This window comes from Collinsella sp. AM43-1 (assembly GCF_003467925.1).
Lineage (GTDB): Bacteria > Actinomycetota > Coriobacteriia > Coriobacteriales > Coriobacteriaceae > Collinsella.
This window is the reverse complement of the sequence record NZ_QSFR01000010.1, coordinates 1-23,932: the sequence shown is the minus strand read 5'-3', so window position 1 is coordinate 23,932 and position 23,932 is coordinate 1. Positions and strand designations below refer to the sequence as shown.

Sequence of the window (23,932 nt, the reverse complement as noted above, 5' to 3'; positions counted from 1 at the left end):
TGCCTCCAACGTGTAACTCGATTCGGAGGAATTCGTATGCCCTACTACTATGGATACGGCTTTGGCATCGACCCGCTGTACCTGCTGGTTGTGCTTGTCTGCACGGTGCTTGGCCTTGCCGCACAGAACTATATCAATTCGACGTACAAGACGTGGTCCAAGGTTCGCTCGGACGGCGACACGGGCGCTGCGGTCGCGCGCCGCATGCTCGACGCCAACGGCTGCAATGCCGTGGGTATCAAGGGCGTCGCTGGTGAGCTTACCGACCACTACAACCCGCAGGACAACAATCTGTATCTGTCGGATTCCAACCGTTCGGGCGGCTCGGTCGCAAGCGTTGCTGTCGCTTGTCACGAGGCAGGCCATGCCGCTCAGCGTCAAAGCGGCTATACCATGATGAAGGTACGCACCGCCCTCGTGCCGGTCGTCAACTTTACCCAGAACACTTGGACCATCGTGCTGCTCATGGGCCTGTTTATGAACATCGCGGGACTCACGACCCTCGCGCTGATCTTCTTCTCGTTTAGCGTGCTGTTCCAGTTCGTTACGCTGCCGGTCGAGATTGACGCCAGTCGGCGCGCCGTGGCGTATATTGAGCAGTCGGGTATGAGCTCCAAGCAGGTCAACGGTGCCAAGAAGGTCTTGACGGCAGCCGCGCTTACCTACGTGGCGGCGGCACTCACCTCGATTATTCAGCTGCTCTATCTTATGGCTCGCTACAACAGAAACTCCAACCGATAACAAATTGGGTCGCTGGGCGCCGCGGGGATTTGTGTCCCCGCGGCGCTGTACTATGTGTTGGACTTGAATTTGCGCAGGGCCAGAGCCTTTGTGCACGATAACGAAAGGAGGTTGCGTGGCAGGTTGGAATCTAACCGGCAATAGCGTTTCCGCCGAGTTCGACGGTTCGGACGAGCAGGAGCGTAAAGAGCTCAGCGTGAGCCAGGCGGTAGAGATCGCCGCCGGTGCGCTCGATGCTATTCCGCAACTGATCGTCCTGGGCGAGGTCACGGGTTTCCGTGGTCCCAATGCCCGAAGTGGCCACTGCTACTTCCAGATTAAAGACGACTCGGCCGCCGTCGACTGCATCATCTGGAAGGGCGCCTATCTCAAGCGTACCTTCGATCTGCGTGACGGCATGCAGGTGAGCTTTAAGGGCAGCTTCAATCTCTATAAGGCCACGGGCCGCATGAGCTTTGTCGCTCGCTCGTTTTCGCTGGCGGGGGAGGGTCTGCTGCGTCAACAGGTGGCGCAGTTGGCCGAAAAGCTACGCCGCGAGGGCCTGATGGACGAGTCCCGCAAACGCCGCATTCCGGTGTTTTGCTCACGCGTGGCGGCCGTCACCTCGCTTTCCGGTGCGGTAATCGACGACGTCAAGCGTACGCTGCGCCGTCGCAACCCGCTCGTCGAGCTTGTTTGCGTGGGCGCCAAGGTCCAAGGCGAGGGTGCGCCGGCCGAGCTCATTGAGGGCTTGCGCCGCGCCGCTTCCATTACGCCGGCGCCCGACTGTATTTTGCTGGTGCGCGGCGGCGGCTCCTTTGAGGACCTCATGACCTTTAATGACGAGGAGCTTGCCCGCGCGGTGGCGGCTTGTCCTGTGCCCGTGGTGACCGGCATTGGCCATGAGCCCGATACCTCGATTTGCGACATGGTGAGCGACCGACGCGCCTCCACGCCCACGGCGGCGGCAGAATCGGTGGCGCCGGCTATGACGGAGTTGGCCGATGTGCTCGAGGCGCGCCATCAGCGTCTGGGTGCCGCGATGGCATCGATGATTGGGTCGGCCCAGGTCGACCTGGAGATGCTCGATCAGCGCGGTCGCCGTGCCTGGGATACCTATACGGCTCGCTTGGGTGATGCGCTCGATGCCGCTGCGTGTCGCCCGTGCCTCAACGACCCCACATTTATGGTCGAGCGTCGCGAATCGGAGCTTGCACTGACTGCCGATCGCCTGTCGGGCGCCATAGTACGCTCAGTCGGGGTCTTCCGCTCCAACTTCGAGCGTCTGCCCGAGCGTCTGGTTGCAAGCACCTCAGGGCTCGACGGCAAACGCCATGCGCTCACGCTTACGAGTTCCCGTCTGGAGCATCAGGGGCGCACGATGCTCAGCAAACCAGCGTCCGACCTGGGCCGTGCAGCGGCTTCGCTCGATGCCCTGTCGCCGCTTAAGGTACTTGCCCGCGGCTATTCCATCGCGTACAGCGACGATGGTGTGGCTATAAGTGCCCAGACCTTTAAGCCGGGCGACGCCATCCGCGTGCGCATGGCGGACGGTAACGTGTCGGCAACCGTCAACGCGGTCGAGTAGACCGCGTTTCGCAGTGATAGACCCTTAGGAAAGGAAACAGATATGGCAGAGAAGACCCCGGTAGAGCAGCTTACGTACAAGCAGGCCTCGCAGGAGCTTGAGCTCATCATCCGCAGCCTGGAGTCGGGCGATATGGAGCTCGAGGAGTCGCTCGAGAGCTACACCCGCGGCGTCGAGCTCCTCAAGAGCCTGCGCACCCGCCTGTCCGATGCCGAGCAGAAGGTCTCGGTGCTCCTTAAGGACGTCGACGGCAACGACGTGCTCGCCGACGGCGAAGCCGCCAACACGGACGACAACCTCTCGTTCTAAGCATCTCGACCAAATATAATTACCTTGGTCTGTGAGAAAGGAACCAGCTATGTGTGATTGCATCTTCTGTAAAATTGCCAACCACGAGATCCCCTCGACCGTTGTCTATGAGGACGACCAGGTCATCGCCTTCGATGACCTCAACCCCCAGGCGCCGGTCCACACGCTCGTGATCCCCAAGAAGCACTACAGCGACATCGCCGACAACGTGCCTGCCGAGACCATGGGCGCCATGGCTCACGCCATCCAAGAGGTCGCCAAGGCCAAGGGTCTGGAGGACGGTTTCCGCGTCATCTCCAACAAGGGCGTCAACGCCGGCCAGACCGTCATGCACTTCCACATGCACGTCCTCGGCGGCAAAAACCTGGGCGAGAACCTCATCTGAGGGCGCTTGGTCCGTCGACTTGGCTGCCTTTGGAGTAATCTATGCAGCTTTCTCAACTCGAATACCTTCAAGCGGTGGCGAACTATGGCGGCGTGCGCAAAGCAGCTCGCGCCGTTCATGTGAGTCCGCAGGCCGTTTCGTCGGCAATCAAAAAGTTGGAATCTGAGTATCAGATTGTTTTGCTTGACCGATCGGCGGGGGAGGCTGTTTTGTCTCCGGCGGGCAGAGAATTTGCGCGTCGTGCACGCGTGATCCTGGCACAAGTCGACGATCTCAAAAAGTACGCTCAATCGAGGGGCGACGGCGTTTCGCCCGATGGCCACTTTCGTCTTTACGCCCCCTGCCTTCATGGGCGGGGGCGCCTTTTTGCCGAAAGCTGGTATGACTCGTTTGAACGCTCGCACCCTCAGATTCACCTTGATGTGTGGCATCAGCCAACGGCTACATGCTTTGAATCACTTGTGCTTGGCATTTCGGATGCGGCTATCTCATTCGAGGAACCACGGGACAGCGTCCTTTCTTCAAAATATTTGGGTGAAAAGGAGCTCAAGGTTCTTTCATGCCCAGCGGGTCATCAATCTGTGGGCGCCATGACCATTCGCGAGTTACTGGGCGGCAGGCTCGCTGTTCCCATTAATTTGTCACCCTGTCTCAATGCAATCAATCAATGTCCCGAAGCTCAGCTGGTTAATTTCCGCTTCCGCGATGTCGAATACGGAAACAGGGCTCAGACTGAGTTTCTTCAAGCCGGGGGATTGATATTGGGTTTGTCTGGGTCCTCTCTTGCGTCGGATGGATCAGAAGTGAGTGAGTGCTCAATTGAAGGTTCGCGTGATGTAACCTTGCCTATCTACTTTTGCTATCGGCAAAATTCCTGGACTGATCGACACCAGACGGTTTTTCTGCACCTATTGCGTCATCTTGCTTCGTGAGATTAATTGGCTTCGAGGCATCAAGTGATTATTGACGCCTTGTAACACATAGCTGACAGCTTTGCCCTCATGCTTTTCCAAGATTCCGATTTAGATTGCTGACTCTTGGAGGGTGGAGCATGAAAAACCGTACGGTTTTGCTTTATATGACGTTCGTTTTTCTGTCGAACTTCAGCACCATCTTGTATTTTCTAACTGTCTACCTTGAGTTCGTCGGACTTTCGATGGTATCGATTTCTAGCATGATGATTGCATATCAAGTGAGCAAGTTCATCCTTGAAGTTCCCACTGGCTATATTGCTGATAGGTTTGGGCGAAAGACAAGCGGTCTCGTTGGCGTCGTGGGAATGCTTGGATACTACGCCGCCCTGCTTCTCGTCCGTTCTCCCCTGCTTTTAATCGGTGCGTTCGCTCTCAAGGGTTTTGCCGTTGCGTGTGTGAGCGGATCCATCGAAGCGATTTACATTGACAGCGTCTCTCAGGACCAGCTCGTAAGACTTAATGTCGTTGAGCGGTTTGTTTTCTATGCCTCTTATGCCATCTCCGCTTGCGTGGGCGGTTTCATTTCGTCCGTCGGTGCATATCTCATTGGTCTTTCGGCAGATATCATCGCAATGGTGTTGACGTTGGTTGTCGTTGTCTGCATTCCTGAAATGCGAAGAGGAGGCACTGCGACGACACCTGAACATGGGATTAGCCCGAAGATGATCGGTACCGCTATTGCGGGTAATGGCATTCTTCGTTCAGCGTTCATCATGGACTGTTCTCAGGCATTTGCTTTTGTCGCCCTGGAAGACTTTTTCTCACTGCTGCTTGCAGGTCGCGGAATGAATGCCGTCGCTTCGGGTGTGACCATTGCGGTCCAGCTCCTTGCCTCGGCCTCCATGGGACTTATTGTGCCCTGTGCGATTGCTCATGTCGACAAGGGCCGCTTTGCGCGTATTTGCGGCATCGTTCGCTTAGTATTGACAGCTTTGTTTTTGATCCCCCTTACTCCGGCTAATTTGCTGCCCGTGTTCTATGTGCTGCAGACGGTTGCGTACTCGTTATTTGCTCCAATTAAATACTCAATTTTTCAAAAGGCAGCCGATTCTTCGATGCGCTGTTCACTGATTTCGGTTCAAAGCCAGATGGTGGCGGTGGGTGCCGTTCTTTTCTATCTGCTCAACGCTGTGTTGAGTAGCGTTGCGGGCATTCGAGTCGTATTGCTTGTTGCGCTCGGGATTTCTTCCCTTGTGTATATCCCCGCGCTCTTTCGTCTTACACGCCAAAGGTCATGAGTATTTGGGCACCGATAACTTATATATCAACGCAATAAACCCGAGCGCGAGGGCGTTTGGGTTTATTATTGAAGCGTATGTAACCTGGCGGCGCCACACCGCCTGTTAGTAGGGAGACACATGAACGTTCTGGTCGTCAACGCAGGATCTTCGACCCTTAAGTATCAGGTCATCGATACCAAGTCCCACAAGGTGTCCGCAAAGGGCTCCTGCGAGCGCGTCTGCTTTACCGGCGGCACCTTCACCCACGCTGCCAACGGCTCCAAGAAGGTGACCGAGAACATCGAGTTCCCCGACCACAAGGTCGCCATCGAGGTCGTCCTGAAGGACCTCGAGGCTAACGGCGTCAAGATCGAGGGCATTGGCCACCGTATCGTTCAGGGCGGTTGGTACTTTGGCGATTCCTCCCTCGTCGACGAGGACGTCCTTGCCAAGATCCGCGAGGTCGCTCCGCTCGCCCCGCTGCACAACAACCCCGAGGCCAACGTTATCGAGTACTGCCTGGAGCAGTATCCCGACCTGCCCAACGTCACGGTCTACGACACCGCTTTCCACTTCAACATGCCCGAGGTCGCCAAGACTTACGCCCTGCCCAAGGACGTCTGCGACAAGCTGCACATCCGTAAGTACGGCGCCCACGGCACCAGCTACCGCTACATCTCCAAGAAGGTCGCCGAGATGACCAACGGCGAGGCCCGCAAGGTCGTCGTGTGCCATATCGGCTCCGGCGCTTCCCTGTGCGCCATCGAGGACGGCAAGTGCATGGACACCACCATGGGTCTCACCCCGCTTGACGGCGTCATGATGGGCACCCGCTGTGGCTCCATCGACCCGGCTACCGTGTGCTACCTGCAGCGCGAGGGCGGCTACACCTTCGACGAGGTTGACGAGATGATGAACAAGAAGTCCGGCCTTTTGGCTGTGACCGGTGGCAAGACCAACGATTGCCGCAATGTCGAGGAGCTCGCTGCCGCTGGCGACCCCGAGGCTCAGCTCGCCTTCGATATGTTCGTCTACAAGATTGCCGCCAAGGCTGCCGAGATGGCCACTTCTATGTGCGGTATGGACACCCTGGTCTTTACCGCCGGCATCGGCGAGCACGCTCCGGCCGTCCGCGCCGGCGTTGCCGACCGCCTGGCCTTTATGGGCGTCAAGATGGATCATGCCCGCAACGCCCTGCGTGGTGACGGCGCTTGGTGCCTGTCTGCCAAGGATTCCAAGGTCAAGATTTTCGTCATCCCCACGGACGAGGAGTTCATGATCGCTTCCGACGTCGAGCGCATCGTCAACGGCAAGTAATTGCAAGAGGGGAGGGGCTGGACGACCGAGCGCCGTTCAGCCCCTCTTTCGTCTCGTTGAGCGATATGCCTGATAGCTATTTATCAAGTTGTGATAACTTCTTATTAACATGCGGCCGCCTTAAGGGGTCTGCGCCGACCGTATCGCACTGCAAAGGAGTCTCATGAACGTACTTGTTGTCAACGCCGGCAGCTCGAGCCTTAAATATCAGCTTTTGGATACCGATACCCGCGAGGTTTTCGCCAAGGGCAACTGCGAGCGTATCGGCTCGGATATGGGCATCTTTGGCCACTCCGAGAACGGTGGTGCCAAGCAGACCGAGGAGATTCCTTTTCCCGATCATCGCTGCGCCATTGCGCGCGTGCTCGAGGAGCTCGAGAAGACCGACTTTACGATCGATGGCATCGGCCACCGTATCGTTCAGGGTGGCTGGCACTTCGATGATTCCGCGGTCGTCGACGATGAGGTCATGGCTAAGATCCTCGAGGTTGCTCCGCTCGCCCCGCTGCACAATTACGGCGAGGCCGCGGCAATCGAATATTGCCGCGAGAAGTATCCGGAGCTGCCCAACGTGGCCGTCTTCGACACCTCGTTCCACATGACCATGCCCGAGGTCGCCTACACCTACGCGCTGCCCAAGGACGTGTGCGACAAGTACCACGTGCGCAAGTACGGTGCCCACGGCACGAGTCACCGCTATGAGTGGATGATGGCCAAGGAGATCCTGGGCTCGCGCTGCCACCGCCTGCTCTCGTGCCATTTGGGCAACGGCGCCTCGCTTGCCGCCATCGAGGACGGTGTATGCCGCGATACCACGATGGGCCTCACGCCGCTCGACGGCCTGATGATGGGCACCCGTTGTGGTTCCATTGACCCGGCTACCGTGTGCTACCTGCAGCGCGAGGGCGGCTACAGCTACCAGGAAGTCGATGACATGATGAACAAGCAGTCTGGTCTGCTTGCCATCTCGGGCATCTCCAACGACGCCCGTGACATCCGTACGCGCGCCTCCGAGGGCGACGAGCGCTGCCTGCTCGCCTTCGATATGTTCGCCTACAAGGCCATGCAGCAGGCCGGCTCCATGATCGCTTCCATGGCGGGCGTGGACACCATTACCTTTACCGCCGGCATTGGCGAGAACGACTGGTCGATCCGCAAGGCTTTCTGCGACTGCTTCGAGTGGCTGGGCGTGCGCATCGACAACAACAAGAACCGCGAGGCCGTGGGTAACGGCCCGCAGGTCATCAGCGCCGCCGGCTCTTCCGTCACGGTCATGGTCATCCCCACCGACGAGGAATACATGATCGCCCACGACGTCGAGCGTTTGACCGCGAATAACTAGTGCGTTCGCTTGCGATTGAACGAAAGGCCTCCTGAGCAGCAGCTCAGGAGGCCTTTTTGCTAGCAGGCGGAAATTCGAGTCCCAAAGTGATCATCACCAGTAACGCCAGCGCTCCCAGCAACGACACCCATTCATTCAGATCCTCAGCCCCAGCTCGTAGCCAAGCCGCCGTCCACTCCAGATGTTCTGAATGCTTCGTGGCAGTAGAAGGCCGTACGGGCTAACCCCTGAAAACATTCCGCAGACCAGAAACGCCCCCGTTCGTAGCTCCGAAGGAGCAGAACGGGGGCGTTTCATTGGTCGAGGACGTTTTCAGGGGTTAGCCCGTACGGCCTTCGGGCGAGTGCGTCCGCTACTCAGCCATCTGAGCCTGGACGGCGGTGATGGCTACGACACCCACGATGTCGTCGGCAGAGCAGCCGCGCGACAGGTCGTTGACCGGCTTGGCGATGCCCTGCAGAATGGGGCCGTAAGCGTCGGCGCCGGCGAAGCGCTGGACCAGCTTGTAGCCGATGTTGCCGGCCTCGAGGTCGGGGAACACGAGCACGTTGGCCTTACCGGCGACGGAGGAGCCGGGAGCCTTGAGCTGGGCGACGGTGGGGACGATAGCAGCATCGAGCTGCAGGTCGCCGTCGATGGCGAGCTCGGGTGCCTTCTCCTTGCAGAACTTCACGGCCTCCTGGACCTTCTTGGCGACCTCGCCACCGGCGGAGCCCATGGTGGAGTAGGAGAGCATGGCCACGTGCGGCTCAACATTGCCCATAAAGGTGGACCAGGAGTGGGCCGAGGCGATGGCGATCTCGGAGAGCTCGTCAGAGGACGGGTTGATGTTGAGGCCGCAGTCGGCGAAGATCAGCGTACCGTCGGTGCCGAATTGCGGGGTGTCGGTGCACATCACGAAGAAGGCCGAGACCAGCTTGGTGCCCGGGGCAGTCTTGAGGATCTGCAGCGCGGGGCGCAGGGTGTCGGCGGTGGAGTGGCAGGCACCGGAGACCAGGCCGTCGGCATCGCCCATCTTGACCATCATGGTGCCAAAGTAGGTGGCGTCCATCACCTGGGCACGAGCCTGCTCGATGGTAACGCCCTTCTTGGCGCGGAGCTCGGCAAACTTCTGTGCGTACTCCTCGTGCTTCTCGGCATTGCGCGGGTCGATGACGGTGGCGCCGGGAACGTTGATCTCGTTGGGATCGCCCAGGATGACGATGTTGGCCAGGCCTTCTTCGATGATCTTGTTTGCCGCGACGATGGTACGCGGATCCTCGCCCTCGGGCAGGACGATCGTCTTAAGGTCGGCCTTGGCGGCAGACTTCATACGGTTCAGGAAATCGCTCATGATACTCCTTACAAGCGTTTCGCTAAGCTCCAGGCCCTCGGCTGTACACGAATAAACCCGCTGCTAGCGGGTTTACCTTTCAATAATGTACGCCGCGGTGCTTGAGCTTTCCTTGTGTGGCAAGCTCATTATAGGACGCATTAGCGCTATAATCGCTCTGATAAATATGTCTCGACGTATGTTCGAGAAAAAGCCCAGTTAAAAAGCGTGTGGCTTTTGACAAGGAGTATCGATGCAGATTACCTCAGGCCTGCCTGAAGGCTTTAATGCCGGTGCGTACGACATGATCGTTGTCGGCGCCGGTTATGCCGGTGCCGTTTGCGCCCGCCGTCTTGCCGAAACTATCGGCTATCGTGTTGCCGTTTTGGAACGTCGCGGCCACATCGCGGGTAATGCCTACGACTGCACTGACGAGGCCGGAATCCTGGTCCACGAGTACGGTCCGCACATCTATCACACTTTTAATGAGCGCGTCCATAACTTCCTGTCGCGCTTTACCAAGTGGACGGACTACCAGCACAAGGTGCTCGCCAACATCAACGGCACCCTCATGCCCGTACCCTTTAACCATGCGAGCCTCAAGCTCGCCTTTGGCGATGAGCGCGGCGAGGAGCTGTATCAGAAGCTCGTGGAGACCTTTGGCAAGGACGTCAAGGTGCCCATTATGGAGCTGCGCAAGAAGAACGACCCGGATCTTGCCGAGGTCGCCGATTATGTCTATGAGAACGTCTTTTTGCATTACACCATGAAGCAGTGGGGCCAGACGCCCGACCAGATCGACCCCTCGATCACCGGCCGCGTTCCCGTCTTTGTGGGCGATGACGATCGCTACTTCCCGCAGGCTCCTTTCCAGGGCATGCCGCAGGACGGCTATACCGCGCTGTTCGAGCATATGCTCGATCACGATCTGATCGACGTATTCTGTGACGTAGACGCCCGTGACCTCTTTGAAATCGACGAGACCACCGTCAAGATCGACGGCAAGGTCTATGGCGGCGAGATCGTCTACACCGGTCCGCTCGACGAGCTATTCAACCTCGACCTGGGCGCGCTGCCGTACCGCACGCTCGATATGAAGTTCGAGACGCTCGATATGGACCAGTTCCAGCCCGTGGGCACCGTCAACTACACCACGAGCGAGGACTATACGCGCATCACCGAGTTCAAGAACATGACTGGTCAGGTCCTGCCCGGCAAGACCACCATCATGAAGGAGTACTCCAAGGCCTATACGCCCGGCTCGGGCGAGACGCCGTACTACGCTATTCTGGAGCCCGAGAACCGTGAGCTCTATGAGCGCTACCTTGAGCGCGTCCAGAACCTGACGAACTTCCACCCGGTGGGTCGTCTGGCCGAGTATCGTTACTACGATATGGACGCCGTGACCAATTCTGCCCTCGATCTTTCGGATGAGATTATCGCCTGCCATGCATAAAGTCATAACATTCGGTATTCCCTCGTATAACGCCGCCAAGGATATGGACCATTGCATCACCTCCATCTTGGAGGGGAGCAATTACGCCACCGATATCGAGATTATCGTGGTGGACGACGGCTCCAAGGACGAGACGGCCGCCAAGGCCGACGAGTGGGAGGCCCGTTATCCTGGAATCATCCGCGCGGTGCACCAGGAGAATGGCGGCCACGGTATCGCCGTCCTCTCGGGCCTGTGTGAGGCGCATGGTACGTACTATAAGGTCGTTGACTCGGACGACTGGCTCGACGGTGCGGCGCTTTCGACCATGCTGTCGATTCTGCGTGGCTTTGAGGAGCGCGACCAGCGCGTCGACCTGTTTATCTCGAACTACGTGTACGAGAAGGTTTACGAGGGTACGCATACGGCCATTGGTTACAAGTTTGCCCTGCCTCGAAAAAAGATCTTTACCTGGGACCAGATCGGCCATTTCCGTTTGGACCAGAATCTGCTCATGCACAGCCTGTGCTATCGCACGGATGTGCTGCGCGAGTCCAACCTGCCCATGCCGCCGCACACGTTCTATGTGGACAACATCTACGCCTACGTGCCGCTGCCGCGTTGCAAGACCATGTACTACGCCGACATCGACCTCTATCGCTACTTTATCGGTCGCGAGGGCCAGAGTGTCAACGAGGCCACGATGGTCAAGCGTCTGGACCAGCAGTTCCGTGTTACGCGTATCATGATGGAGTCGTACCACCTGTACAGCGATGTCGAGTCGTCGCGTCTGCGTTCGTACATGATGGGCTACTTCACCATGATGATGGCGATCTGCTCGGTGCTCACCAAGCTTTCCGACGAGGATTGTGCCGATGAGCGTCTGAAGACGCTGTGGAATGATTTGAAGGCCTATGACGAGCGTATGTATCGTCGTGCACGTTACGGTGTGGTCGGCTTCTTCACTAACCTCCGCGGTCGTGCCGGAGACAAAACCACACTCGGCCTATACCGTCTTGCCTCAAAGATCTTCAAATTCAACTAACTGCTGAGTTATCGATACTGTTGGGTTGACTGGGCCCCTTGGCCTTTAGTTTGCTACTGCGAACAGTCCTGCTCGCACGGAAAGCACATTAAGTGCTTTCCGGCTCGTGCGGAACTTGTATCAAACTAAAGGCCAAGGGGCCTCTGCTATAAGTATCGATTTTCAGATGATTTGAATTTGAAGATCTTCGACGCGCGGTACACAGGGGCCTGGGCTGAAAAGAAAAAGGTTGGAAGTCGGCCGGAGGCGGGCGGGCATTACGTTTGTCGCGAGCTCCGCATGCAAAGAAGGCCACTTAATGTGGCCTTCGTCTTGCATAGGACTGTAGAGCAGCAAACGTAATGCCCGCCCGCCTCCGGCCGACGGTCGAGTGAGATTACTTCGCAGCACCTGGGATGCCGTGGGAGGTTTTGGCGGTTTTGGCTCCGTTTACGATGGCGGTTTGCAAAGCCCTTACGGCGAGCATGCCCAGCAGGTCTAGGGGAACGGCGGCGCTTGCCTGGGCACCCAGTTTGCCGCTGGCGAGGGTGTAGATGGTGTCGCCATCGTTGGTGGTGTGCGTGGGACGGATGGCGTGTGCGTAGGCGTCTGCGGCCATCTGAGAGACCTTGGTGGCTTGTGCCTTAGTGAGTTCCACGTTGGTGACGATGCAGCTGATGGTGGTGTTGGTGCGGTCGAGCGGCATCTGCATGGATCCGGCGGCGGCAAAGGCTGCGAGTTCCATGTCGACGATCTGGTCGCTATCGGCTGCGGCGCGCATACCGGCGACCCACTCGCCGGTGAAGGGGTCGACAACGTTGCCACAGGCGTTGACCGAGACCACGGCGCCCACCTTGATGGGGCCGAGCGCCACGGCGGCAGCGCCAAGGCCGGCCTTCATGCAGGTGGCAGGGCCCATGAGCTTACCCACGGTAGCGCCCGTGCCGGCGCCTACGTTGCCCTGTTCGAGCTTGGTGGGGGTGTGGTCGAGCGCCTCGCGCACGGCGGCGATGCCGGCCTCAATGTCGGGGCGAACGGTGGGGTCGCCAAAGGCAAGGTCGAAGATACAGCTGGAGCACACGATGGGCACCTGCGTGGGGCCGACGGGCAGACCAATGCCGCGGCTCTCGAGTTCGCGGGCCACGCCGCTTGCAGCCTCGAGGCCAAAGGCCGATCCGCCCGAAAGGCAGACGGCGTGGACCTTGTCGACGGTGTTCTCGGGTCGCAGCAAGTCGGTTTCGCGCGATGCGGGAGCACCGCCGCGAACGTCAACGCCACCGGTGGCACCCTCGGGCGCCACGATTACGGTGCAGCCGGTGCCAGCTTCCTCGTCCGTATAGTTGCCAAAGCAAAAGCCATCGACATTGCAAACATCGATGGCTTCGAGCAGTGTGTCCATGTTTTCTCCTATCGGTTTTCCGCCGGGCCTTATGCCCGGTCGGGATCCGTACGGTACGGCAAAATTGTAGGCGCTGGGGGATACCCAGCGCCAGATGCAATTACGAGAGTTTTTGAATCGCGCGTGCGACGCGAGCGATGGGCAAGCCCACCACGTTGTAGAAGTCACCCGAAATATCGTGCACAAGCATGCGGCCGCCTGTGCCTTGGATGCCGTAGGCCCCGGCCTTGTCCATGGGTTCGCCGGAGGCAACATAGCGCTCGATCTGCTCTTCGGTAAGCTCATAGAACGTCACGTCGGTCACATCGACAAACGACAGGCTCTCGGCGGCATGCGGAGCTGTAGCGTCGCCGGCTTTAACGATGCAGACGCCGGTTGCGACCTGGTGCGTGCGGCCCGAAAGCTCGCGGAGCATGGTGCGTGCCTCGTCCCCGTCTGCCGGCTTGCCCAAAATATGGCCGTCAAAGGTGACAATAGTATCGGCCGCGACGGTCAGTTCGTTGGGCTCGGCATGCTCGGCGGCAACGGCGGCGGCTTTGGCGCGTGCTAAGCGTTCAACGAGCGTAAGCGGGACCTCGCCATCAAAAGGCGTTTCGTCGATATCTGCGGGAATCACGCGAATGTTATAGCCTGCCTCGCGCATCAACTCGATGCGGCGCGGTGATTGCGAAGCCAAAATCATAGCTGAATGCCCTCGGCGACCTTCTCGACGGCCTTGTCGCCGGCGAGCGTGCGCAGCAGCTCAAGCGCAAAGGGGAGCGACTGGGCCATGCCGCTGGCGGTGATGATGTTGCCGTCGTGCGTGACCTTGTCGCCGGTATAGGCGCCCTCGGGGAAGCTCTTCTCAAAGCCGGGGAAGCACGTGGCGTGGCGTCCCTCGAGCAGGTCGAGCTCGCCCAGGATAAACGGGGCGGCGCAGATGGCGGCAACGTGCTTGGTCGCGGCGAAATCGCAGACTACGTCGCAGACGCGCTGGTCGGCGCGCAGGTTGGTGGCACCGGGCAGGCCGCCGGGCAGCACGACGCAGTCGTACTCGTCAAAATTGATCTCATCAAAGAGCGCATCGCAGGTCACGGGGATCTGCAGCGAGCTTACGACCTCGCGCGTGGGCATAATCGAGACAAGCGTGGCGCGCACGCCGCCGCGACGCATGACATCGACCATGGTCAGGCATTCAATAGTTTCAAAGCCATCGGCGGCGAGAACGGCAACGCTGGGCATGAGGGTTCCTTTCATAGGCGGCATACAATTAGCCGTCTTATACCCCGAAGACCTCCGCTTGCCACGCTCGATTTTCCATTGTTTAAAAAGGGACGGGGCTATTTTAGCTACCCCACTTGCAGGGTAGCTAAAATAGCCCCGTCCGAATTAGCTACCCTCACCCATCCTCAACAATCTCAATCTGTAACATCTAGACCCACTTTTGACCCCTAACTGTTACAGATCAAGACAAACGGAAACCGCCCCGACAAAACGTCTAAATCTGTAACATCTACGGACCAAAACCGGGTCTTACTGTTACAGATCGAGACAGCCCCCAACAGCACCGCCCCGTTCGGGGAAACGACCGCTACAGGTACGGCGGGCAGAGGCTCACTTTTTTCTTCGGTTTTTCTTGACGGAATCTCACCTGTTGTAGTACTTTGTCCCAGTCTAAAAACGCGTGGACTTTTCTGGGCGCTAGCCACCTTTTTGCCACGCAACCGAGCAGTCGGTTGCGTGGCTTTTTTCGTCTTGGCAGCAGGTACCACATGCACCGCCAGAAGACCGCACGAGCCCACCTTCCGACTGCAGGGAACAGACGCACGAGACGTGCATCTGCAAGACAGCAGACGGAAGGGAGCCTAATGGCAGAAACAAACACAATCAAGCAACAGACCGCCGAGGCGGGAGCCGCGGGCGCGGGGCAGGTCAAGGCGGCGCTCCAGGTCTTTGCGGGCGGCGCCTGCTACGGCGCGATGGCCACGACCTACAAGCTCGCCTACGCCGCGGGCTTCACCTCAGCGCAGGTGGTGGCGAGCCAGGCGTGGTTCGGCTGCCTCTTCTTCGCCCTCGCCACGCTCGCAGGGCACGCACTCGGGCACCGCTGGCAGCGCGTGGGCTGGAAGCTCGCCCTCAAGCTCATGGGCCTGGGAGCCCTCACCTGCCTCACCTCAATCCTCTACTGCTACGCCATGAGCGTGCTGCCCGCCCCGGTGGCACTCACGCTCCTCTTCCAGTTCACGTGGCTGGGGCTCGTGTGGCAGACCGTCATGACGCGCCGGCCGCCGAGGCTCCTCCAAGTGGTCTCCGCCCTGGTCATCGTCTTCGGAACGGTGTTCGCCAGCGGCGTCTACAAGACCGGCATCACCGGGTACGACCCCGTGGCCCTGCTCTGCGCGCTGGGGGCGGCCGTGTCCTGCTCCCTCTTTGTCACCCTCTCCGGCAAGGTCGAGGCCCCCTGCTCGTCCGAGCAGCGTGGCGTCATCGTATGCGCGGGCTCCGTGGTCATGTCGCTCACGGTGTGTCCGGACTACGTCGTCTCGGGCGTCCTCGCCCAGGGCATCCTGCCCTTTGCCGTCATCGCCGGCTTCTTTGGCATGCTCTGCCCGGTCCTGCTCTTCGGCATGGGCTCTCCGCACCTGCCCGCGGGCCTGTCCACCGTCATGGCCGCCGCGGAACTCCCCGCCGGCCTGCTCATCGCCATGATCGTCCTCGGCGAGCCGCTCGGCGTCGTCGAGTGGCTGGGCGTCGCCATCATCCTCGCCGGCGTGTGCCTGGCACAGGTCCCCTCCCTGCTTGGAGGCCGGGAGGCACGTCGCGCCGCCGCAGGACAAGCCGTCAGCTAGTCACCCCTTCACAGGCGGCCCGCGCGCATCAGGGAAAGGGCCACGGGCCAGGCGCGCGAGGCCGCAAGGACGTTATAAAGCGTCCCCCGCAGAGATGGGGGCGCCAGAGAGAAGGAGGCACCATGCCATTTCCAAAAGGGTTCCTTTGGGGAGGAGCCACCGCCGCCAACCAATGCGAGGGAGGTTATGACGAGGGCGGCCGCGGCCTTGCCAACGTCGACGTCATCCCACACGGGCCGGAGCGCAACGACGTAAGCCGCGGCCTGAGGCGCATGCTCGACTTCGAGCCCGGGTACTACTACCCGGCCCAGACGGGCATCGACTTCTACCACCACTACCGCGAGGACATAGCCCTCTTCGCGGAGATGGGCTTTAAGGTCTTTCGCCTCTCCATCGCCTGGAGCCGCATCTTCCCCAATGGCGACGAGGAGGAGCCCAACGAGGCCGGGCTCGCTTTCTACGAGGACGTGTTCCGCTGCTGCCGCGAGCACGGGATCGAGCCCCTCGTGACCATCACGCACTTCGACTGCCCCATCCACCTCGTCAAGAAGTACGGCGCCTGGCGAAACCGCACCCTTATCGAGCTCTACAAGCGGCTTGTGACGGTGCTCTTCAACCGCTACCGCGGCCTCGTGCGCTGGTGGATCACGTTCAACGAGATGAACATGATCTTGCACCGTCCCTTCATGGGTGCCGGCATCGTCCTCGAGCCCGGGGAGAATGCCCGCGAGGCCGAGTACCGCGCCGCGCACAACGAGCTCGTGGCGAGCGCCTGGGCCACCAAGATCGCCCACGAGGTCGATCCGGAGAACAAGGTGGGCTGCATGCTCGCCGCGGGAAGCTACTACCCCTACTCCTGTCGTCCCGAGGACGTTCGCGCGGCGCAGGTCAAGAACCAGGAGGACCTCTTCTTCGTGGACGTGCAGGCGCGCGGTCGCTACCCCGGCTACGCGCTCAAGATGCTCGAGCGCGAGGGCATCGACGTGGGCATGACCGCCGAGGACGAGCGCATCCTTGCGGAGAACACCGTCGACTTCATCTCGTTTAGCTACTACTCCTCGCGCTGCACCGCGGGCGACCCCGACTCCGTGGGCGGCGTCGCCGAGGGCAACGCCTTCGCCGGCGTGGAGAACCCCTACGTGCGCACGAGCGACTGGGGCTGGGTCATCGACCCGCTGGGATTCCGCATCACGATCAACGACCTCTGGGACCGCTACCAGAAGCCGCTCTTTGTGGTGGAGAACGGCCTCGGCGCCTATGACGAGGTGCTTCCCGACGGCACGATCGAGGACGACTACCGCATCGCCTACCTGCGCGAGCACATCGAGGCCATGCGTGACGCCATCGAGCAGGACGGCGTCGAGATGCTCGGCTACACCACCTGGGGGCCGATCGACCTCGTGAGCGCGGGCTCCGGCGAGATGGAGAAGCGCTACGGCTTCATCTACGTGGACCGCGACAACCTGGGCAACGGCACGCTCGAGCGCAGGCGCAAGAAGAGCTTCTACTGGTATCAACAGGCCATCGCCACCAACGGAGGCGACCTGGGCTAGCCGCCCGGGCAATATCACTAAGGAGAAAATAATGGCTGAAAAATACGACGATCTGGCCAGATCCATACTCGAGAACGTAGGCGGCACAGAGAACGTCGCCAGCGTCGCGCACTGCATCACGCGCGTGCGCTTCAAACTCAAGGACGAGTCCCGCGCCAACACTGCCAAGATCGAGGCCCTCAAGGGCGTCATCCAGGTCATCCAGGCCAACGGCCAGTACCAGGTGGTCGTGGGTAACATCGTCGAGGACGTCTACGACGCGGTCCTGGAGGCCGGCAACTTCTCGGGCGGCGCAAGCGCCGACGACGAGCCCCAGGGCGATAAGACCGTTGCCTCCGTCGTCATCGACCTCATCTCTGGCATCTTCCAGCCCATCCTGGGACCGCTTGCCGCCGCAGGCATCATGAAGGGACTGCTTGCCCTCATCACCTACTTCGTCCCGGCCTTTGCAAACGACGGCCTCTACACGCTGCTCTACACCGTGGCTGACGGCTTCTTCTACTTCCTTCCCGTCGCCCTGGCGTTCAGTGCCGCGCGCAAGTTCCGCATGAACGAGTTCACCGGCGTGGCAATCGGCGTGGCGCTTCTCTACCCGACGATGGTCGCCCTGACCTCGGGCGAGGCGCTCGGCAGCATCGACCTCGGCGTGGCCGGCACGTTCTCGTGGTACGCCACCGCCCTCGGGCTCCCCATCATCATGCCCGTGTCCGGCTACGTGAGCTCGGTGATCCCCGTCCTTCTCATGGTGTGGTTCGGCTCTATCCTTGAGCGCTGGCTCAAGAGCTGGATGCCGGCTGCGCTCAAGATGTTCCTTGTCCCGCTCGCCACGATGACGGTCTCCATCGTCTTGGGCTACCTCATCATCGGCCCGGTGGCCACCCTCATCACCAACCTGCTGAGCGCGGCATTCTCGTTCATCTTCCAGCTCCCCGTGGTTGGTTCCGTCCTGGGCAGCGCCCTGGTTGGCGGACTGTGGATGTGCCTCGTCATCTTTGGCTTCCACTGGAGCCTCATCCCCATCTCCATCATGAATCTGAACACCCTCGGCCACGACAGCGTGCTCGCCGCCACCATCGGCCACGGGTTCGCGCTCGGAGCGGTCATCTTTGCCATGTACCTCAGAAACAAGGACGAGCGCTTCCGCGGCATCGCCCTTCCCGCGATGATCTCCGCCTTCTTCTTCGGCGTCACCGAGCCGGGCATCTACGGCATCGCCCTCCCCAACAAGCGCGCGTTCGTCGTGGCATGCCTGAGCTCCGCCGTGGGCGGCGCCATCGTGGGAATGACTGGCGCTCTCATGTACATCTCGGGCGGCCTCGGCGTCTTCAACCTGCTCAACTTTATCGACGGGACCCCTGGTGGCGCCGGGATCTCCCACATGATCTTCGCGATCATCGCCTCGCTCGTCTCTGCCGTCCTGGCCTTTGTTATCGAGTTCATCACCTACCGGCCCAACGACGATGAGGAAGGCACCCGCTAGCCTGCGCCCTCCTCAATCAGCTCTATGTAATTGAGGGGCAGTTGAGGTGGGTGAGGGCCGAGGGCGATCAAGGTGGCCGCCCTCGGCCCGGGACAACCTGCCAGAAGGCGTTTAGCTTTCTCGGGCGGCGCTGAAATGAACTGCGCCCCGATACTTGGACGGGTCAATTAGCGGCCTATGCCGCACATGGGGACTGATTTCGGAACTCCTCCGGGGTCAGTCCCTTTTGCTTAACCCGCCTCCTCTTGTTCCAGTGAACGGTATAGGCTTCGAGGTCCCGCTTGAACTCCTCGAAGCTCCGCCACGTCCGGCTCCTGTAGAATTCGTCCTTCAGGCGCCCGGGCAGCAGCTCCGTCGCATGAGCTTGCCCTCGCACGCCGCCGGCCCCGGCCGGGTCCGGGCACCCTTCGGCCTCCCGCTGGCCTTCGGCGCGCCCGCACCCCCTGTCGCAAAGCTCTGCTGCAAGAGTCCTCAGCGTGGCGTCGTGCCTGACTCTCCCGTCCATAAAGAAGCCCCCATTTCTAATGTTCAAGAAATGAGGGGCGGTTCAATTTCGGGACGGGGATTAAATAATCATTCGGAGCAAATCTATTTTTATCCCCGTCCCAGAAAAATCATCGGGCGTGGTCTTGGGCAAACGGTCTAGTTACGCTTGAGGTGGACGACGGTTTCGCAGTGGAAGGTTTGCGGGAACAGGTCAACTGGCGTGATCTTTACGGGGGAGAAGGTGCCTTCTTCGACAAAGCGTTTGAGATCGCGCGCCAGGGTGGCCGGGTCGCAGCTCACGTAGGCGATATCGCGGGCACTCGTGCTGGCGATAAGGTCGATCGCCTCGGGGGCGAGGCCTGCACGCGGCGGGTCGACCACCAGGACATCGGCGTCCTGATCGGGGAACTCGCGCACCGCGTCGCCGCCGATGACGTCGACGTTATCGAGTTTGTTGATCTCCAGGTTACGGCGCAGGTCGCGCACGGCCGGGCCGTAGGCCTCGACGGCGGCAACAAAGTCGCAGCGGCGGGCGAGCGGCAGGGTGAAGGTTCCAGCTCCGCAATACAGGTCCACGGCAAGTTCGTCTTCCTGCGGGTCGAGCGCCTCCATGACAAGCTCGATCAAAATCTCGGCACCCTTGGTGTTGACCTGGAAAAACGACGGGGCCGAAAGGCGCATCTGGCCGTCGGCGATGTTCTCGGTCCAGGAGCCCTCGCCGGCGAGCATCTCAACCTTGGAGACGCGGCGGGCCTTCTTTTCACCCTTGCTCATAACGCGCACTATGCTCGTGGGGTGTGCGGCGTCTGCCAGCACGCGCGAGACTTGCGAGCGCGGAAACGACCCCGTGGGCGTCCAGAGTGCGACCTCGAGTGCCTTGGTGCGGCGCGATGCGCGAATGCCCACGCGTTCGAGCCCCAAGTCATGGCTGCCGCTTAGATAGTTGAGTGCGCCGACGACTGATTTGAGCGCCTTCGGGAAGCGCTTATCGAACAGAGGACACGTATCAACAGTCACGATTTTGCTGGGGTCGACACCGTGCATGCCAAGGCGCACGCGACCGTTGACGACGGTCGGTTCGAGCTCGATTTTATTGCGGTAGCCCCAGTCGTCCTTGGTGTGGCAGATGGGCTGCACCAACTCATCGACCTGCTCAGGAGCGAACTTGCCGATGCGCTCGAGCGTGGAGCGCAGGTTTTGCTCCTTGGCGGCGAGTTGTGCCGTGCGTGAGAGATTGCCCCACGAGCAGCCGCCGCAGATGCCCACGTAGGGGCAGGGGGGCTGAATGCGATCGGGGCTCGGCTCCAGAATCTCGGTGGTGCGGGCGCGCATGAACGACTTGCCGTCCTGTACGACCTCGGCCTCGACGGTGTCGCCTGCCACGGCACCCTGCACAAAGACGGCTTTGCCGTTGTCGGCGTGCGCCAGCCCGTCGGCGCCGTAGGTCATCGATTCTATAGTGAGCTTCATATCCCTGCCTGTCATTCGTGTTGTTGCTCGCACCATGGTAGCAGGGAAAAGCGCCCCGCATCCGAGGCTTTCCTCAAATGCGGGGCGCTTCTACAAACTGCTTCTACAAACGACTATTTCGTCTTGCCGGTAATGAGCGTCTTAAGACCCAGGCCGATCAGGCCCAGGCCCATGCGCACACGACCGGGGCGATGGCGCTCGATGGCCTTGGTCTTGCCGGCGGGCTTATCGCGACGGGCGCTCGTCTCGGGTGCGGGCTTAGCTGCCTGCGGCTCGGGCTGAGGTGCAGGTGCGGGCTCGGGCTCAATGACGGTCGCCTGGACCTTCTGAACCTCGGGTGTGGCCGGCTGCGGCTTAGGAGCAGGGGCGGGCTTTGCCTCAATGACGGGTTCGGGCGCGGCCTCGGCGTTGCGGTAGGCACGCTCCAGCAGGGCTTCCTGCGAGTTGAAGGGTTTCTCACCCTCTGCGCGCTCCACGGGGACCCAGGTGCCGTCGCTCGTGAGGCTGCGGGCCTTCACGTTGTCGCGCAGCTGCATGCTCATGTACTCGTGCACCAGGGCGCGGCAGGTGGGGTCGAGCACGGGGAAGGCGATCTCCACGCGGTGCTCGGTGTTGCGTGTCATCATGTCGGCCGAGCTCAGATAGATCATGTCCGAGTCCACGCCAAAGGCGTAAACGCGCGCATGCTCCAAAAAGCGTCCGACGATAGAACGGACATGCACGTTCTCGGTCTTGCCAGGAACGCCCGGCTTGAGGCACGAGATGCCGCGGATGATCATGTCCACGCGGACTCCTGCGCACGATGCCTCGGCGATCTTGTCGATGACCTCGCGGTCGGTGAGCGAGTTGAGTTTAAAGAACACGCGGGCGGGCTCGCCGGCGAGGGCGCGCTGGATCTCGCGGTCAAGCCCGCGCATGATGAGCGGTTTCAGTCCGACGGGCGCCACACCCAGGAAGCGGTAATCGCCGCGCAGGTTGCCCAGCGACAGGTTGCGGAAGAACAGGTTGGCGTCCTCGCCGATGCCGGGGTGAGCGGTCATGAGCATAAAGTCGCTGTAGAGTTTGGCCGTCTTCTCGTTAAAGTTGCCGGTGCCCAGCAGCGTCAGGCGCGTTAGCGCCATGCCCTCGCGATAGGTGAGCTGGCAGATCTTGGAGTGGCACTTAAAGCCCTCGGAGCCGTAGATGACGGTGCAGCCGGCCTCTTCCAGGCGCTCGGCCCACTCGATGTTGTTCTGCTCGTCAAAGCGCGCGCGGAGCTCCATGAGCACCGTGACCTCTTTGCCGTTCTCGGCGGCATCGATCAGTGACTCGCACAGGCGGCTCTGCTTGGCCACGCGGTAGAGCGTGATGCGCAGTGAGATGCACTCGGGGTCGTAGGCGGCCTCGTGCACCAGATCCAGGAAGGGGTTCATGGCCTCATAGGGATAAAAGAGCAGCTTGTCGTGCTGAAGTACCTGCTCGCGGATGGAGCGGGTCATATCGATGGTGGGGTTGGGCTGCGGCTTAAACGGTGTAAAGAGCAGCTCGTTGCGCAGGTGCTCGGGAATCTTGCCCTCAATGCCAAAGACGTAGCCTAGGTCGAGCGGGATATCGCAGGTAAAGACAGAGCGGCGCGAAAGCTCGAGCGCCTTGCGGATGGTCTTGAGCGTCGCCTTCTCGAGCGACCCCGAGACCGCGAGCACCACCGGCTGCAGGCGCAAGCGTTTCTTGAGGATGCGCTTCATGTGCTGACGGTAATCCTCTTCCTCCTCGACGCCCTCGCCGTCCGGGTCGATGTCGGCGTTGCGGGTGACGCGGATGAGCGCGCGGTCGAGCGGCTTATAGGAGCCAAAGCAGCTGTCCAGGCAGGCGAGGATGACGTCCTCGAGCAAGATGTAGGAGTAGATGCCGGTGGGCGAGGGGATCTCGACCACGCGGTTCATCGAGGTGGGAATCTCGATAAGGCCCAGCAGACTCTCCTCGTCGGTGACGCCGTCCAGGCCGCAGGCCAGGTAGAGTGCGCCGTTGCGCAGGTTGGGGAAGGGGTGGCGCGGGTCAATCACCAGCGGTGAGATGACCGGCGACACGTAGGCCTGGAAGTAACGGGTTACAAAGGTGCGCTCCTCGGGCGTAAGCGAATCGATGCGGGCGCGGTGAACGCCCAGGGTGTCGAGCTTGCCCTCGATGCTCTTAAAGATGGACTCCCATCGGGTAAGGAGCCCGGGCATTTCGGCCATGACAGCATCGACTTGTTCGGAGGCGGTCATATTGCTCTTGTTGTCGACAGGCTGTTTTTTGAGCTCTGCCAGATCGGACAGGCCGCCCACGCGCACCATGAGAAACTCATCGAGGTTAGACTCGAAAATCGACACGAACTTTAGCCGCTCGAACAGCGGAACGGTCTCGTCGAAGGCTTCGTCAAGCACACGGTTGTCAAAGCGCAGCCAGCTGAGCTCTCGGTTCTGCGTGTACGAGAAGTCGCGCGGCGGCTTACGCAGCTTTGCAGCGGCTTGCTTTTTTTCGATTTTGCTCGGCATATGCATCTGTCCGTTCAGTCCCCGTGGGGGACGGTTGCCTAACACTATTCACTATTGTCTCAATTTAGTCGGCCTATGGCACGGACGTATCGCGTGAACGGTATCTTTACCTACTTCTTACGCTGACAAGCCATAGAGCTGACGCCCTTCGCGTTGTGAAAAACGGTCTATATCCTCACTCAACTGGTGAGTATGTGTGAATAAGAATGATAGGTAGCTGAATATCATCGAATACAGACAGAAACACGAACAAGCGTCATTTATATACATAAAACCGTTTTAGATATGCAATTCTTAATCGAAAGATTGGAGTTGTAATTGCGAATGATTTTTAAGAAAAAAGAGCATTTACCTTAGAAAAGCTACTTTAGAACGCCGAAGTGCATTATGGGAGAATCATATTCGATATACCGTTCATCGAACTTTGTTGACCGTTCGGGGGCGAGGTGGAATTGCGGTTGGAATTTGGATATAACTAGAGCTGTCAGCAAGCAGCACCCGTTACGGAAGGGTGCTGAGAGATTCGGCCGAAAGGCCCGAAAGAAAGGTAGGAGGCCATGACGAAAGGTCTGCA

20 protein-coding genes are annotated in these 23,932 nt (G+C 60.1%); 13 read left to right on the top strand and 7 right to left on the bottom strand.

Translation table 11 applies throughout. The annotated features are described in order from the left end of the window. Positions 1–36 precede the first annotated feature (36 nt). From DW925_RS06195 to DW925_RS06160, 8 genes are all read left to right on the top strand, one after another. Positions 37–741: a zinc metallopeptidase gene (locus tag DW925_RS06195; RefSeq protein ID WP_117790628.1), complete on the top strand. Its 705-nt coding sequence runs from the start codon at positions 37–39 to the stop codon at positions 739–741. Between the two features lie 115 nt (positions 742–856). After that, complete coding sequence (xseA, locus tag DW925_RS06190) at positions 857–2,308, top strand: exodeoxyribonuclease VII large subunit (RefSeq protein ID WP_369831919.1); 1,452 nt, start codon at positions 857–859, stop codon at positions 2,306–2,308. Between the two features lie 42 nt (positions 2,309–2,350). Further along, positions 2,351–2,617, top strand: a complete 267-nt coding sequence (xseB, locus tag DW925_RS06185) for an exodeoxyribonuclease VII small subunit (RefSeq protein ID WP_006234311.1) — start codon at positions 2,351–2,353, stop codon at positions 2,615–2,617. Positions 2,618–2,666: 49 nt separating this feature from the next. Beyond that, positions 2,667–3,002 (top strand): histidine triad nucleotide-binding protein, encoded by a 336-nt coding sequence (locus tag DW925_RS06180; RefSeq protein ID WP_035137921.1) that lies wholly within the window; start codon positions 2,667–2,669, stop codon positions 3,000–3,002. A 41-nt stretch (positions 3,003–3,043) separates the two neighbouring features. Continuing rightward, the gene (locus DW925_RS06175) at positions 3,044–3,934 is read left to right on the top strand and encodes a LysR family transcriptional regulator (protein ID WP_089573081.1); all 891 of its coding nucleotides are present in this window, start codon (positions 3,044–3,046) and stop codon (positions 3,932–3,934) included. Between the two features lie 119 nt (positions 3,935–4,053). Next, positions 4,054–5,214, top strand: coding sequence for an MFS transporter (locus DW925_RS06170; protein ID WP_117790627.1), 1,161 nt, complete (start codon positions 4,054–4,056; stop codon positions 5,212–5,214). 120 nt (positions 5,215–5,334) lie between these two features. Then, the gene (locus tag DW925_RS06165; RefSeq protein WP_006234305.1) at positions 5,335–6,513 is read left to right on the top strand and encodes an acetate/propionate family kinase; all 1,179 of its coding nucleotides are present in this window, start codon (positions 5,335–5,337) and stop codon (positions 6,511–6,513) included. A gap of 163 nt (positions 6,514–6,676) precedes the next feature. Then, positions 6,677–7,855, top strand: a complete 1,179-nt coding sequence (locus DW925_RS06160) for an acetate/propionate family kinase (protein ID WP_117757329.1) — start codon at positions 6,677–6,679, stop codon at positions 7,853–7,855. Positions 7,856–8,207: 352 nt separating this feature from the next. On the opposite strand, the gene pta is transcribed toward DW925_RS06160, so the two are convergent. After that, a complete protein-coding gene (gene pta / locus DW925_RS06155; RefSeq protein WP_089573084.1) occupies positions 8,208–9,188 on the bottom strand; it encodes a phosphate acetyltransferase in 981 nt (326 codons plus the stop codon). Positions 9,189–9,420: 232 nt separating this feature from the next. Between pta and glf the strand changes: the two genes are divergently transcribed. Further along, positions 9,421–10,623 (top strand): UDP-galactopyranose mutase, encoded by a 1,203-nt coding sequence (gene glf, locus DW925_RS06150; protein WP_055252340.1) that lies wholly within the window; start codon positions 9,421–9,423, stop codon positions 10,621–10,623. Continuing rightward, entirely contained in the window at positions 10,616–11,647 is a 1,032-nt protein-coding gene (locus tag DW925_RS06145; protein ID WP_117790626.1) for a glycosyltransferase family 2 protein, read from the top strand. Before glf ends, DW925_RS06145 begins: the two co-directional genes overlap by 8 nt. Positions 11,648–12,023: 376 nt before the next feature. On the opposite strand, the gene DW925_RS06140 is transcribed toward DW925_RS06145, so the two are convergent. From DW925_RS06140 to DW925_RS06130, 3 genes are all read right to left on the bottom strand, one after another. Next, a complete protein-coding gene (locus DW925_RS06140; protein ID WP_117583932.1) occupies positions 12,024–13,025 on the bottom strand; it encodes a P1 family peptidase in 1,002 nt (333 codons plus the stop codon). Between the two features lie 100 nt (positions 13,026–13,125). Next, positions 13,126–13,707, bottom strand: coding sequence for a nucleoside triphosphate pyrophosphatase (locus DW925_RS06135; RefSeq protein ID WP_117583933.1), 582 nt, complete (start codon positions 13,705–13,707; stop codon positions 13,126–13,128). Next, the gene (locus DW925_RS06130) at positions 13,704–14,246 is read right to left on the bottom strand and encodes a DJ-1 family glyoxalase III (RefSeq protein WP_117583934.1); all 543 of its coding nucleotides are present in this window, start codon (positions 14,244–14,246) and stop codon (positions 13,704–13,706) included. The genes DW925_RS06135 and DW925_RS06130 overlap by 4 nt, the downstream gene beginning before the upstream one ends. 875 nt (positions 14,247–15,121) lie before the next feature. Between DW925_RS06130 and DW925_RS06125 the strand changes: the two genes are divergently transcribed. The 3 genes from DW925_RS06125 to DW925_RS06115 all read left to right on the top strand — a co-directional run bounded on the left by DW925_RS06125 (position 15,122) and on the right by DW925_RS06115 (position 18,886). Further along, positions 15,122–15,853, top strand: a complete 732-nt coding sequence (locus DW925_RS06125; protein ID WP_233509019.1) for an EamA family transporter — start codon at positions 15,122–15,124, stop codon at positions 15,851–15,853. A gap of 122 nt (positions 15,854–15,975) precedes the next feature. Beyond that, positions 15,976–17,406 carry a 6-phospho-beta-glucosidase gene (locus DW925_RS06120; protein WP_117583936.1) on the top strand — a complete coding sequence of 477 codons (1,431 nt, stop codon included), beginning with the start codon at positions 15,976–15,978 and terminating at the stop codon, positions 17,404–17,406. A 31-nt stretch (positions 17,407–17,437) separates the two neighbouring features. Then, positions 17,438–18,886 carry a PTS transporter subunit EIIC gene (locus DW925_RS06115; RefSeq protein WP_117583937.1) on the top strand — a complete coding sequence of 483 codons (1,449 nt, stop codon included), beginning with the start codon at positions 17,438–17,440 and terminating at the stop codon, positions 18,884–18,886. A 175-nt stretch (positions 18,887–19,061) separates the two neighbouring features. On the opposite strand, the gene DW925_RS10200 is transcribed toward DW925_RS06115, so the two are convergent. The 3 genes from DW925_RS10200 to ppk1 all read right to left on the bottom strand — a co-directional run bounded on the left by DW925_RS10200 (position 19,062) and on the right by ppk1 (position 23,364). Further along, positions 19,062–19,391 (bottom strand): IS3 family transposase, encoded by a 330-nt coding sequence (locus tag DW925_RS10200; protein WP_197032199.1) that lies wholly within the window; start codon positions 19,389–19,391, stop codon positions 19,062–19,064. A gap of 137 nt (positions 19,392–19,528) precedes the next feature. Further along, positions 19,529–20,857 carry a 23S rRNA (uracil(1939)-C(5))-methyltransferase RlmD gene (rlmD, locus tag DW925_RS06105; protein WP_117790625.1) on the bottom strand — a complete coding sequence of 443 codons (1,329 nt, stop codon included), beginning with the start codon at positions 20,855–20,857 and terminating at the stop codon, positions 19,529–19,531. Positions 20,858–20,955: 98 nt separating this feature from the next. Continuing rightward, positions 20,956–23,364, bottom strand: a complete 2,409-nt coding sequence (gene ppk1, locus DW925_RS06100; RefSeq protein ID WP_117583939.1) for a polyphosphate kinase 1 — start codon at positions 23,362–23,364, stop codon at positions 20,956–20,958. Positions 23,365–23,932 lie beyond the last annotated feature (568 nt).

Bases quoted from the DNA above. Each gene is read 5' to 3' on its own strand.
- DW925_RS06165 (WP_006234305.1), top strand. From the start codon at position 5,335: ATGAACGTTCTGGTCGTCAACGCAGGATCTTCGACCCTTAAGTATCAG.
- xseB (WP_006234311.1), top strand. From the start codon at position 2,351: ATGGCAGAGAAGACCCCGGTAGAGCAGCTTACGTACAAGCAGGCCTCG.
- pta (WP_089573084.1), bottom strand. From the start codon at position 9,188: ATGAGCGATTTCCTGAACCGTATGAAGTCTGCCGCCAAGGCCGACCTT.
- DW925_RS06130 (WP_117583934.1), bottom strand. From the start codon at position 14,246: ATGCCCAGCGTTGCCGTTCTCGCCGCCGATGGCTTTGAAACTATTGAA.
- ppk1 (WP_117583939.1), bottom strand. From the start codon at position 23,364: ATGCATATGCCGAGCAAAATCGAAAAAAAGCAAGCCGCTGCAAAGCTG.
- DW925_RS06170 (WP_117790627.1), top strand. From the start codon at position 4,054: ATGAAAAACCGTACGGTTTTGCTTTATATGACGTTCGTTTTTCTGTCG.
- DW925_RS06135 (WP_117583933.1), bottom strand. From the start codon at position 13,707: ATGATTTTGGCTTCGCAATCACCGCGCCGCATCGAGTTGATGCGCGAG.
- DW925_RS06140 (WP_117583932.1), bottom strand. From the start codon at position 13,025: ATGGACACACTGCTCGAAGCCATCGATGTTTGCAATGTCGATGGCTTT.
- DW925_RS06115 (WP_117583937.1), top strand. From the start codon at position 17,438: ATGGCTGAAAAATACGACGATCTGGCCAGATCCATACTCGAGAACGTA.
- DW925_RS06175 (WP_089573081.1), top strand. From the start codon at position 3,044: ATGCAGCTTTCTCAACTCGAATACCTTCAAGCGGTGGCGAACTATGGC.
- DW925_RS10200 (WP_197032199.1), bottom strand. From the start codon at position 19,391: ATGGACGGGAGAGTCAGGCACGACGCCACGCTGAGGACTCTTGCAGCA.
- DW925_RS06160 (WP_117757329.1), top strand. From the start codon at position 6,677: ATGAACGTACTTGTTGTCAACGCCGGCAGCTCGAGCCTTAAATATCAG.
- glf (WP_055252340.1), top strand. From the start codon at position 9,421: ATGCAGATTACCTCAGGCCTGCCTGAAGGCTTTAATGCCGGTGCGTAC.
- DW925_RS06195 (WP_117790628.1), top strand. From the start codon at position 37: ATGCCCTACTACTATGGATACGGCTTTGGCATCGACCCGCTGTACCTG.
- DW925_RS06180 (WP_035137921.1), top strand. From the start codon at position 2,667: ATGTGTGATTGCATCTTCTGTAAAATTGCCAACCACGAGATCCCCTCG.
- DW925_RS06120 (WP_117583936.1), top strand. From the start codon at position 15,976: ATGCCATTTCCAAAAGGGTTCCTTTGGGGAGGAGCCACCGCCGCCAAC.
- rlmD (WP_117790625.1), bottom strand. From the start codon at position 20,857: ATGACAGGCAGGGATATGAAGCTCACTATAGAATCGATGACCTACGGC.
- DW925_RS06145 (WP_117790626.1), top strand. From the start codon at position 10,616: ATGCATAAAGTCATAACATTCGGTATTCCCTCGTATAACGCCGCCAAG.